Consider the following 12,490-nt stretch of genomic DNA (forward strand, 5'->3'; position numbering starts at 1 on the left):
GAAACAATGATTGAAAAGAGAGGGAATAGATGAAGAAAATAATGCTTAATGCATACACAAATAGAAATTTAGGTGACGATTTATTTATTAAAGTATTATGTGAGAGATATTTAAATACAGAGTTTGTATTATATGCACCAAAGGAATATAAGGAATTCACTCAAAATTCACCAAATATTAACTTTGTTCGCAGTGATTATAAAATTTATAAAGGAATTAACTTTATTTTAAGAAAGCTTAACGTAAACTACATGTTTACGCGTAACAGTGTTGCTGAAAGGTGTGATGCTGGTATATACATTGGTGGATCGTTATTCATGCAATACAATAATTGGGAAAATAAGTATAAGTTTAAAAAAGGTATGTATATTCCTGGAAAACCATTTTTTCTATTAGGTGCAAATTTTGGACCGTATAAAAGTGATGAATTTTACCTTAAATATAAGTCTCTCTTTTCAAACTTTACAGATATATGTTTTAGGGAGAAATACTCATACAATTTATTCCAAGATTTAGGTAATGTTAGGGTGGCAGACGATATAATATTCCAATTAAAAAAAGACGGAATTGAAGAAAAGAAAAAAGAAAAAAATATTGTAATTTCAGTAATTAAACCCTCCCGAAAGCACATATCTAATCTAGATGAGATATATTATAACAAAATTAAAGATATAGCAATATATTTCATTAATAGAGATTATAATGTGACTCTTATGTCTTTTTGCGAGCCAGAAGGTGATAATGAGGCAGTAGAAAAAATAATAAGTCTCATTCCGTTTGAATATTCAGACAGGATAGCTCGGCATCTGTATGAACTAAATATTGAAGAAACACTAGAAGTTATTTCGAAATCAAGCTTAATAATTGCGACAAGATTTCATGCTATGATATTAGGATGGATTTATAATAGACCTGTGTATCCTATAGCTTATAGTGAAAAAATGACAAATGTGATGGAAGATGTTAATTTTAAAGGTGCGTTTGCAAACCTAGATAATATTTCTGAAACTGATCCAAAAGAGATATTTGAAAGTATGGATAGAAATATAATAGATATTTCAAAACAAATAGTAAACTCAGAAAAACATTTTGCAATATTAGATGAATATCTACTAAATAAGTAAAATAATTAATAGCGATATGGTATGGATCTAGCTAGATTCATGCCATAACGTTTTTAAAGAGTGTATATAAATCATATGTATTTAAATTAGAGCGTATTAAAAATGTTGAGGAGCTTAGATAATTATCGAGACGTTCGATAGAAAAATTTGTGAAAGTTTTTAATATCAAAGAAGGTTATAAAAAATGAAAATAAATCAGCTGAAACTAGGAGTATATTTATCTTATACTTCCATTTTTATTAGTAACATTACAAATTTAGTATTAACTCCATTTATTGTTCGCAATTTAGGCCAATCTGAATATGGTCTTTATGTGTTAATAGGTGCATTTGTAGGTTATATAGCAGTAATGGATTTTGGGTTGGGGAATGCAACAACAAGATTTGTGGCTAAATACAGAGCAGAAAATGACAGTAAATCACAGGAGAATTTCTTAGCATCAACATTTATTATCTATCTATTTATATCAATAATTGTGTTGGGACTTGGGGTAATCCTATATTTAAATTTGGACAATATTTTTGGGGATTCATTAACAATTGATGAAATAAATATTGCAAAAGTGATGTTTATTATATTAATCATTAATTTGGCTTTGACATTGCCAATGAAATCATTTACTGGAATAGTAAATGCCTATGAACATTTTGTTTTCCCTAAATCACTCATAATAACAAGGCTATTAATAAGGGCAATTGTAATAATAATACTATTATCATTAGGTTACAAGGCTATTGCAATTGTTCTTGTAGATGCTATTCTTAATGTAGTAATGATGCTAATTACTATGGCTTATGTTTTTTTTAAGTTAAAAGTCAAAATTTTATTGCACAGTTTAAATTTACAGCTATTTAAAGAAATTACTTCGTATTCTTCTTTAATATTTGTAAGTGTAATCGTAGATCAAATATATTGGAGGATTGGTCATTTAGTACTAGGGATATATGCAGGTACAAGTGAAGTGGCTATCTTTGCAATTGGAATGTTATTTGGTCAGTATTTTATTACTTTTTCTACAGCAATCTCTGGTGTATTCCTACCTAGAATTACAAAAATGGTAGTGAAAAATGCTTCGAGTGAAAAGTTGACTGATTTATTAATAAAAACTGGTAGAATACAATTTTTGGTTTTAGGATTTGCAATTGGAGGTTTCATACTATTTGGGGGAAAATTCATACTATTATGGCTAGGGCCAGGTTATGAATTATCTTGGAGTATTGCCTTAATGGTTGTACTTCCATTAAGTATTGTCCTTACACAAACTATAGGAATCTCAATATTACAAGCTAAAAATATGCATGGTTTTAGAGCGATAACGTATCTATTTATAGCAGTAATCAATTTATTTATTAGTATTTACTTAGCAAAAAGGTTCGGTTCAATTGGAGTTACAGTTGGTACGACATTATCGTTAATATTTGGTAATCTAATAATAATGAATATCTACTACCATTTTAAGGTTAAGTTAAATATTCTGAGGTTTTTCAAAGAATTATTTAATAAGTTATTATTTTCTATTTTACTTTCTATTGTTATAGGAATGCCATTGTTACTACTTACAAGTAATACATGGGGTATACTAATAATTCAAAGTCTAATCTATACAGTAATATATTTTGGTATCATCTGGATTTTTGGAATGAATGATTATGAAAAAAATCTATTTAGGAATGAAGGTATTAAATTAAGAAAAATTGTGTATAGAAGATAATGTAGTTGAGGTAATAATCTTACCGCTAGTATTGTATAGATATAATTTCGTTATTAATAATACTAATAATATTAAATTGTTTTAAAGAAATTTGAAAATGATGAAACTAGATTTTATACTAAAAAACTTACGACGGAATTCATTTTTAAAGTTATTGCTCTATGTGCAGCTGCACGAAACAGAAAGTCTATACGTGCTAAGCGTTTGTTTTTTCGATGACCAAGCTTCACATCGGAAATTTCGTAGTTACAGTCAGTTTTTCACCCTTAATAAGTTAAACCCAGAGATCTTTCAACAGCTATTTCTAGATTTAATCGTTCAAATCCAGATGAAACAAATTATTCAATAATCACTCTATGCCATTAAAAATCATTGGTTCAAGTACTACCTAAACTAAAGAATTGCATATGGGCTGAGTTCCGTTAAACTTAAGCTGGCGTAAAGTTATATTTACACCTAGTATTCATGGAGAAGGAGAAATCTTATTCTGAAAAAGCTGTAGTTACCAATGCGAATGAACATGGTCGATGTCAGTTTGAAATTATGGTAGACGAAAAAGAATGCAAAAACGTTTTTGATCTTGGCAATTAGGGATTCTTTAGTGAGAGCGAATGTGTGATTCATAATCAAATCTTATCTTAATAATCTTGTATTGTTTGTATGTGCTAGTGCAACTTGAATCGAGAAGTTAACACAAAACCTTACAATTTAACCTTTTATAAAAAGCCGCACTTTGGATACCAGTACACATCTAGATTCGAACAATCGAAGGAAAAGCTGTAACATAACGAAGAAACGGTCGTTGTCGTTAAATTTTAAATGTGAATAAAAACCAAATAGACAGAGCAACCTTTATTAGAGGGGTTACTTTTTTGGCTCTGAACCATGAAGGTTAATAGAGTGAATTTTATTTTATATACTCGCGACACTGGTGTATTCTTATAGAGAGTTACAAAATGGTGATTGCTATTTATAATTTATACTTATACTGTTCTACAGATAATACTAATAAAAATTACATTTATGAGAAATTCTTATCTTATAATTGAATACAGATTAATAAAGCGGGAGATTTATAAATGATTCAAAATGATAATATTGATATTGATAATGAAAATCATAGTTATCAAAATATATTAGTTATATTAGTTTTTCTTGCAGGCCTTTTAAATTCTAGGAGTTATTTATTATACATGGGGCTAGGTTCGGTATATAACTTGATAATTCTGTCTTTTTATGTTCTATTGGTTTTTACGGCATTTATATTAACTGTAGATTTTTTAATTAAGAAAAAAGGTCATTCTTATTTAACCTTTCCATACTGGGGAGTTTTAGTTATTGCAGTAATGGTAAAATTCTTAATTCTATTTATTCAGTTTCCCTCTCTGTTTATGCCAGGAAATGTTCATTATGCAGATTTTATGACATTTGCTAGAGGCTTTTTATTGATGATAATTCTAGTTAAAAGTATTAAAAGTATTAAATCTTTAATAAATGTAACTATGGCATTAGGAGTAGGTACATCATTTTCGGTTTTAATACCAATAGTTTTTTTTCCTGAAATGATTGGAACAAGAATTTCAGAGTTAAATGGATTTTTATTTTCGGGTGCATTTTGGAATGCGTCAGTTATTTCTTATATATCAGTTGGATGGTTATTAGTTGCAATATCAGCAATTGAAAAATCAAAGTTAAAAAAACAGATACTTCTAAGTATATTCTTTCTGCTGTTATTTGGAAGTATTTCAGGTCTGTCTCGTGCCGCATTAGTCTCAATAGTAATATCTGCAATAGTTTATTTAATATTAACAAACAAAATTTTTAAATATGTAAAATTCACCGTTGTTATAGCATTAACTTTTTTTGTATTGGCTTATTTTTTTCCAAGCACTCTTGACAACTTAAACTCAAGGCTTGCAGGAGGAGTTAATATAGAAGATGAAGCACGAACCGCTATATGGACAAATTATATAGAAAATATACCTGATTACTGGGTATTTGGACAATTAGAAGGTGATTATAGAAAATACGCTCCGACAGGTCACGGACCACATAATGTGCTTTTAAATTGGCTTGTTCATTTTGGAGTTTTAGCTTTAGTGGGCTTTATAATAATTATAATTGGTATATTGAGAACTATTAAGTCTACTAGGACATATATTTCTAAAACAATGGGCGCAGGTTTATTCGCCTGGTTAATTGCATATTTATCTGTTGCTTTAATAAACGAGACAGGATATGACCAATTAACTGTTTTTGCTACTATCGGAATAATATTATCAATAGATAAGCTGATTAAATTTAAAGGGTTAGATAAAAACCCTTCACAATGTAACTACTAGAGTTTTCAGATAACCTTTAGATTAGAAAAAGTAGAGGTAGGTCAAAAAAAATTAATGGGGTGATTGCTTGAGTAGCTTAAAGAATTTTCAAGAGAAATTTAAAATTTCGGAGATGACGATCTTTGAAACCGAATATTGGATTTGGTCGTTAAGACCGCATCAAGCGACTGTTGGTGCTGGCGTCCTTTCATTAAAAAGGGAGTGTGTAACCTTTGGGGAATTGAAACAAGAAGAGTTTACTGATCTTAGTAATATTATTAAAGTAATAGAAAATACACTCGAGCTAACATTTGGGTATAATGTTATAAATTATTTAATGCTAATGATGGTAGATAAACATGTACATTATCATATTATACCTAGATATGAAAAAGAGATTGAAGTTATAGGTGAGATTTGGCGAGATTTAACTTGGCCGAACTTACCAATTTTGTCTGGGGTTGAATTGGACAAAATTAGAAGTGAAGATTTATTAAGACTTATTAAAGAGAATTTACAAGATGAATAAATTTTAACCTAGATTATTCACTAATCAACACAAAATCCCGCTAAAAAGCTGAATTGTCTGCTTTTTAGCGGGATTCTCTTTTTCACTTAAAAGATGAAAAAGAGAATCCTGCTAAGGTTATTACGACCAATAAGCGGTGGGGACGGTTCTGCTTTCTCATTTTTGCTGGGGGACAGATCACTAGTCCACTTTTATTAGGAGTAAGAAGGAAAAACTTCACCATTCTGTTGAAACTTGTAATTATTCAATAATATTAGTTTATAAATATAGTTAAAATATGGAAGTTGGTAGCTTTAATATAGTAATTGCCGGCACTGGCTATGTTAGTCTATCCAACGCAGTGTTACTAGCACAACATAACGAAATTATCGTCCTTGATCTAATTTAAGAAAAAGTAGATATGATTAATAATAGCAAGGCCCCTATCGTAGATAAGCAGATTGAAGAGTCTTTAGCAACAAAAGAACTAAACTTGTCGGCAAACAACCGATCCTATTAAAGCTTATACAGAAGCTGAGTTTGTTATTATTGCAACACCTACTGATTATGATCCGGAGAAGAACTATTTTAATACGCGTTCGGTAGAAAATGTAATCGATAAGGTTCTTTCTATTAATCCTAATGCGGTAATGGTCATTAAGTCTACTATTCCAGTGGGGTATACGAAAGAGGTAAAAGAAAGGTTCCAAACCGAGAATATCATGTTCTCTCCAGAGTTTTTACGTGAAGGGAAAGCGTTATATGATAATTTATACCCTTCTCGAATCATTGTTGGTGAAAAATCGGAAAGAGCGGAGAAGTTTGCGCAGCTATTAGCTCAGGGGGCCGTGAAAAAGGATATACCTATCCTATTTACCAATTCAACGGAAGCAGAAGCGGTAAAACTGTTTTCAAACACCTACTTAGCAATGCGTGTGGCTTATTTTAATGAATTAGACATGTATGCGGAAATAAACTGTTTGAATACGAAGGATATCATTGAAGGCGTAGGTCTTGATCCTCGAATCGGAGGACATTACAACAATCCATCTTTTGGATACGGCGGCTACTGCCTACCGAAGGACACAAAGCAATTACGCGCGAACTTTGATGGCATCCCCAATAATATTATTGAGTCCATAGTAGTTGCAAACGAAACAAGAAAAGAACACATCACATCCAGAATCATAGCAGCCCAACCCAAAAGAGTAGGAATCTACCGCCTAACCATGAAAACAGACTCCGACAACTTCAGAGCATCCGCCATTCAAGGAATCATGCAAAGGTTAAAGGATGAAGGAGTAAAAGTGGTTATTTATGAACCAGGACTACAAGAAACCCAATTTGATGGGTTTGCTGTAATCCAAGACCTTGCAGAGTTTAAGAAGGCATCAGATTTGATTGTATCTAATAGATTAGATGCTGAGTTAGCTGATGTGGAAGAGAAGGTTTATACGAGGGATTTGTTTAATAGGGATTGATTTGGAATTTATTAAAGCGGCAGGAGAGAATATTCTTCTTGTCGCTTTCTTGTAAAAAAACAAAGTTCAGTAAAGTAGCATGACGGTTCTCACTGCTTCGAAGTGTACAAACTGTCATATATTTTTCCTGAGAGTTTTTAAAGTAGGTGTGGAACTCAAACCTTATCCCTATTGAATTACCTGGTAGTTCGGAAATGCTGAAGATAAAAAATACCTCTCAGAATTATTATTCTGAGAGGCATATTTTATATATAATATTAATTAATCCACAAGTTTACTTGTATTATATTTGTCAGTCTAAGATTGCAGCTAGTACTTCTTGCCAAGAACTTAGCTAAGCTATTACTCGAGAGACTAGCAGTTGTACATAGTTGTCTATAAAAGTCATTTACCATGCAATTTCATTTTGTGGTATTTTGCTTTATCCAACAATTTGTTTTTTAAGTCGTGATCAATACAGTCATTTGCTATCATTAAAAGATAATTCATTCTCCACGCACGAAAGTTCTTAAACATGAGCAAACCACCTTTATAAATTTTTCTATATTGTAGTATATGAATTTTAAGTAGGTGTTAAGAACATATTAAGATTTCACTATGAAAGTTAGTATTGTGTCAGAAAAGAGCCACTGTTCTATTTCTAAAAAACATCCATCGAGGGTTTACCCTCGATGGATGTTTTAGCTATTTGCACCAACCGGTCTTGTATAATTTAAATGCTTCTCCATGCACCGAGTCATCTAGGTCCAAGTCCACATTATCTACTATTTCTAGACAAAAGGTAATCATTTCTCCATGTCATTGTAATGATGAAACTTCTATAGCAGCATACTTTAACCACCAATATTTCAAGGGAGATTTAGTACATATCCCTCGTTAAAATGAAGCTTGTATCTTCCATCCATTGTTGATATAGCTGTTGTCCCAGTTCGTCACGATTGTCATCCATTCCCCCGAAGACTACTTCTTCTATATTGATCATTTTATTTCCAACATCTAGTTTAATATTACTGAAATAGAAACCCCCAACTCCATGTCCCATATAAGCGTATTGATAATAATCCTCGTCCTCAATATATTTAATATTTTCTTTCACAAATACTGTACCGATTTCTTCGCTATTTTTTACCCTAGTAAGCTGCTTATCTTTTATAAAAAAGAGTTCGCCTTTTAATCCGCTCTCATCATCAAGAGAAACTATGCTCAGGATATCTGTTTTTCCATCTAACAGAGTTACAGGATTAAGTGTCATATTAAACATATATGAATCTAATGTGATATTTGTAACCATTACATTTTCCTCATCATTTAGCTGTACAGCTATGCGATAATCGCCAGAGTAGATTTCATCCCCTTGGGTTTCATTTCCCTGAGTCTGGTCAGAAATTCTTTTGTTTTCATTCGAGGAGTAAATAAAAACACGATATTCATCCCCTTTATCAAGTAAAGTATGCTTAAATCTAATGTTTGCGTCTAACTCTTTAACCTTAATGGTCTCATATATTTTTTTATCATTATGCCTTGTTTCTGTCTCACCTGAGTCTGTTATATCTTTAGGTGACATTGCTTCTTCTTGATCTCTAAATTGATCGACTCCTTCATTAAATTTGAATTGGGACTTAATCATCGTTAATGAATTTGTATGTTTTAAAAATATATTTTCTTTTGTTACTTGGAATTGTGAGAAGTCCTTGTTATGTTCATAAGACCATTTTATTTCCTTTGTCTCTTCATCCATCGCTAATATTCTTCTATCGCAATCCTTATAGTAAAGAAGTTTATTTTTAGCATCAAATTGGAAATTTACATACTCTATTGAAGTCTCTTTACTCCAAACTTCCTTTTTCTCATCTAAACTAAATTGATACAGCATGCCATTAACGGAATAATAGAAGGAGTCTTCTGTAAAAGCCGGAGTCGTATAAAACATTCCCTTTAATGGCTCTGACCATAATAAACTGCCACTTTCAGCATGAATAGCTGATAACTTTTTTGCCTCCATATCATCGGTATCACTTAGCAAGTACAATATCCCATCAATTAACTCTATTGTAGATGGCATTGAGGTGATCTGATCAGAAATCCAAACTTCTTCACCAGTCTGTAAATCGATTGCTATGACACGATTCTCTGACCAATCAGTTGCAAACATGATGTTTCCACTCACAATAAAATCAGCTTTGTTTGCATATCCTCTTAGGACATTTAGCGATTCACCTGTTAATGGATTTAAAACATGAAGTTTATTGCTGGGTTCTACAATATATAATTTATCCTCGTGGATAATAGGCTGCGAGGTAGTTGTCTCTTGAGGTCTAAACTTCCAAACCTGGTTCCCCCTTTGGTCTACCCCAAAAACGCCTCCCCCATATGCACCAACGATAATCATATCTTGATAGATGATCGGCTTGTATGGACTCATTGTTCGCGAATCAAAGTTCCATAATGTTTTACCAGTTCCCTGGTCGATTGCATAAAAATACTTATCATCACCACCAAGATATACTGTATGTTCATTAATCAATATCTCTCCTGGATAGCCCTCTAAACCACCATGAAAACTATCCCACTCCCAAACAACCTCTTCATTCTTACATCCCGCTAATAAGAAAAGGAAGAATAAATAATAAGCTATTTTACTAGTAATCCGACATTTTCCCATCTACAAATTATTCCTCTCCACACTCTTTTATTTAACTATAATACTTTGATTTACAAGACTCTAGGGAATTTCCTTTAAAACCTAATTGTGAATTTAAACATTTTTTAGCAGATTAACTTAAGCAAAGAGAGTGCCACAATCCTATTTGATCTAAGCACCGTTTCGTTTTAGAAGTTTCTTTATTTCAAACTATGCAATCTCTTATAATCGTCAACTGATAGGCATTGTATACAAGTACGATTAATACATCCGTTAATAAAGCTTTTATAGTATTAATACCGAATATCCCTTTTACATTTTTAGTATTTATTCTCTTTAAATGGATATATATCCTCCATCTTTATGTAATCTGATCCGTTAAGGTAAATCAATTCAGTAATGGAAGATTATTCACTATTTATAGGTAATTATGGAAGTTTTATGAAATAATTGGTCCTTGTCACCCCTTAGCCCTCTGATAGGTGTTTTTCGGCAAATTCTCTAATTGGTCGAGGTAAGTGAGGAAGGGCGACTTTAACTTGGTGTCCACAGGGACAGGTACCTCGTCCTTTATTTTTAATATTCTCAAAATACCGCTTGTGACGGAAGGAAAGAGCCAGCGGTGCGGAGTTTTGAGTCACCAATTGCGGAAGGAGCGATTTAATTTGGACGGGGGGACTAGTGTGACTACAGCCATACGATTGATCCACCGTTGCCATATTTTTGATTCACGTCTGCCAGGTGTCCACAGCAACCCATTACTCAACGTTTGCGCAGTGGCACTAGAACATGGGAAGATCCACTTTTTCATCGATTTGCCCTCTATAGTGTGTAAAAACAAAATTCCGCACCATAGATAGTTCACGAGAAGTCGGCTCTAGGATTTACTTACCTTAGAGGTGATTTTATGTACAACAATCCAAAGGTGATTGGTCAGAGGGTTCGTCGGGAGCGAAAAACGAAACTAGTAAGACAGCTTGTATTCACTCCTTATCATTCTTCATTAAGGTGTGTTTATGATGAACCAAATTCTATAAAAGTTTCCATTACAATACCCTCGTATCCGCACCAATACCGAATTACTCGAATAGACGAAAACAAAACAGCACGATAGCTGCCTTCTCTCCTACCAGAGTATCCTTTAAAAAATAGTACAATCATGCTTCTCTCACTAATTACTCCTGACGAATTCATCCATGCAAGATCTACTAACTTTGCAAAATGATCTCTTTCATCCATTTATTATCACTTCGAATAATCCACATCGAAAAAAGGAGACCAAAGTCAGGAAATTACCAATGAATACCTTGAATATGCTCCGATTCAAGGTAAATTGAGAAGTTTTATGTTTAAAGTGAATGAAGGCAGTTAGAAGAAAAACAGATCCAGGGAGAATTTCTCCTGAATCTGTTTTCTCTCGTATCTATTTATTTGATAACCTAGTAGCTGATGGTTTGGTTGATTTCTCATTTGATTTACATGTATTTCCATAACGTTTCTGTCCAAAGACTTCCCTCTTTACTGTGGTTGTGCCTCTACCATCCATAGAAGGTGTTCTTGAACCTTTGATATAGCTCTTTTTATTTGTCATACTTTATCTCCTTTTATGGGAAGCGGATATATACCAACTGAAATATTCTTATTTATTTGATTTTCTTGTTTCAGTTCTTCTTTCAATTTTAACATTTCTATTGATTCCTTCGGAAAAAGCATCCCGCTTGACCGTCGTTGTACCTCTTCCAACTAATGAAGGAGGTCTAGTATTTCCTTCCGTGAAGGTGTTTTTTTTACTTGACATATTTAATGACCTCCTCTATAACAAAATAAATAACAAAAATTAAAAATCCCCGTGTTACCAACGTTAAACCTATATCATAAAATTTTGTTTTTTTATCTAAAATAGTTTTGTTTTCATCTACGGCTGACTTATATGTAGCAGCTAGTTCTATTTTGACTGTTTCAACGGGGTCTTGAGCAAAACTTAAAACTACTATATTCGAAAGATCAACTTGCTTATAATCACCACTTTTTATAGCTCTCAAAAAATAGATGATGCCGATTGTAAACAATATAAGGACAGAGAGTCTCAATAAAATAGAATAGATTAGATACCCAGTATCATGAAGAAGCAATTTATTTGATCCTAGGTAAGTCAAATAAGCAACTAAAATCACCCCTCCAAAAGCTAACCCTATATTGGTCTTATTTTCATACTGGATAAAACGGGCTTGTTCTTCAGCATATACTGTTTTAGCTGTATCAAGAATAGCATCACAAGAATCTACATTGTAGTGAGGCTCACTAGGATTAGTCCCATTTTCTATGGGTTGATTCATAATCACACCTACATTTTTACAATTTTTCTTATATTATACTATAAAGTATCACTACTATAAAACAAGAATCAGAAATCTCTGATTCTCTCTATATTTTCAATGTATTCTTTTATTAAGGACCATTCTGTTTGTTCTTGTTTACCCTCAACCTCTGCTCTTTCAATTTCAAAATGAATGGGTAGAAATGTATCTTATTGATGGTAAAAGCAATTACCCAACCTTCATCTCCTTCGTGAAAGTGCTGTATAGAATGACTATCATTTCAGCACTCTACGCTTCTGCTACTCTGTTTTATAGTGTTAAGTTAGAAACTTGTCTTTGCCCATTATCATAAATCATTTCTATCTGAATTTTTTATGTATTATAGA

The 12,490-nt window shown here is 32.3% G+C and carries 11 protein-coding genes and 1 pseudogene; 6 read left to right on the forward strand and 6 right to left on the reverse strand.

The genetic code is table 11. The annotated features are described in order from the left end of the window. Positions 1-29 precede the first annotated feature (29 nt). The 6 genes and pseudogenes from BK580_RS01750 to BK580_RS01775 all read left to right on the forward strand — a co-directional run bounded on the left by BK580_RS01750 (position 30) and on the right by BK580_RS01775 (position 7,145). Positions 30-1,124: a polysaccharide pyruvyl transferase family protein gene (locus tag BK580_RS01750; RefSeq protein WP_078378671.1), complete on the forward strand. Its 1,095-nt coding sequence runs from the start codon at positions 30-32 to the stop codon at positions 1,122-1,124. 184 nt (positions 1,125-1,308) lie between these two features. Next, on the forward strand, positions 1,309-2,835 hold the full coding sequence (locus tag BK580_RS01755; RefSeq protein WP_078378672.1) for an oligosaccharide flippase family protein: 1,527 nt from the start codon (positions 1,309-1,311) through the stop codon (positions 2,833-2,835). Positions 2,836-2,932: 97 nt separating this feature from the next. Further along, the gene (locus tag BK580_RS24135) at positions 2,933-3,184 is read left to right on the forward strand and encodes a hypothetical protein (protein ID WP_235863978.1); all 252 of its coding nucleotides are present in this window, start codon (positions 2,933-2,935) and stop codon (positions 3,182-3,184) included. Between the two features lie 730 nt (positions 3,185-3,914). Continuing rightward, entirely contained in the window at positions 3,915-5,177 is a 1,263-nt protein-coding gene (locus tag BK580_RS01765; protein WP_078378673.1) for an O-antigen ligase family protein, read from the forward strand. 67 nt (positions 5,178-5,244) lie between these two features. Further along, on the forward strand, positions 5,245-5,685 hold the full coding sequence (locus BK580_RS01770) for an HIT family protein (RefSeq protein ID WP_078378674.1): 441 nt from the start codon (positions 5,245-5,247) through the stop codon (positions 5,683-5,685). Positions 5,686-5,962: 277 nt separating this feature from the next. Next, a pseudogene (locus BK580_RS01775) lies at positions 5,963-7,145 on the forward strand (nucleotide sugar dehydrogenase). 384 nt (positions 7,146-7,529) lie between these two features. Here BK580_RS01775 and BK580_RS24000 read toward each other — a convergent pair. From BK580_RS24000 to BK580_RS01790, 6 genes are all read right to left on the reverse strand, one after another. Next, positions 7,530-7,661, reverse strand: a complete 132-nt coding sequence (locus tag BK580_RS24000) for a hypothetical protein (RefSeq protein ID WP_268877355.1) — start codon at positions 7,659-7,661, stop codon at positions 7,530-7,532. Between the two features lie 343 nt (positions 7,662-8,004). Next, positions 8,005-9,807 carry an outer membrane protein assembly factor BamB family protein gene (locus tag BK580_RS01780; protein ID WP_078378675.1) on the reverse strand — a complete coding sequence of 601 codons (1,803 nt, stop codon included), beginning with the start codon at positions 9,805-9,807 and terminating at the stop codon, positions 8,005-8,007. A gap of 993 nt (positions 9,808-10,800) precedes the next feature. Continuing rightward, on the reverse strand, positions 10,801-11,025 hold the full coding sequence (locus BK580_RS01785; RefSeq protein ID WP_078378676.1) for a hypothetical protein: 225 nt from the start codon (positions 11,023-11,025) through the stop codon (positions 10,801-10,803). 184 nt (positions 11,026-11,209) lie between these two features. Next, positions 11,210-11,377: a hypothetical protein gene (locus tag BK580_RS23455; protein ID WP_169864749.1), complete on the reverse strand. Its 168-nt coding sequence runs from the start codon at positions 11,375-11,377 to the stop codon at positions 11,210-11,212. Positions 11,378-11,425: 48 nt separating this feature from the next. Further along, entirely contained in the window at positions 11,426-11,584 is a 159-nt protein-coding gene (locus BK580_RS23460; protein WP_169864752.1) for a hypothetical protein, read from the reverse strand. After that, complete coding sequence (locus tag BK580_RS01790) at positions 11,574-12,122, reverse strand: hypothetical protein (RefSeq protein WP_078378677.1); 549 nt, start codon at positions 12,120-12,122, stop codon at positions 11,574-11,576. The genes BK580_RS23460 and BK580_RS01790 overlap by 11 nt, the downstream gene beginning before the upstream one ends. Positions 12,123-12,490: the final 368 nt, after the last annotated feature.

It is taken from the genome of Sutcliffiella halmapala (assembly GCF_002019665.1).
GTDB lineage: Bacteria > Bacillota > Bacilli > Bacillales > Bacillaceae_I > Sutcliffiella_A > Sutcliffiella_A halmapala.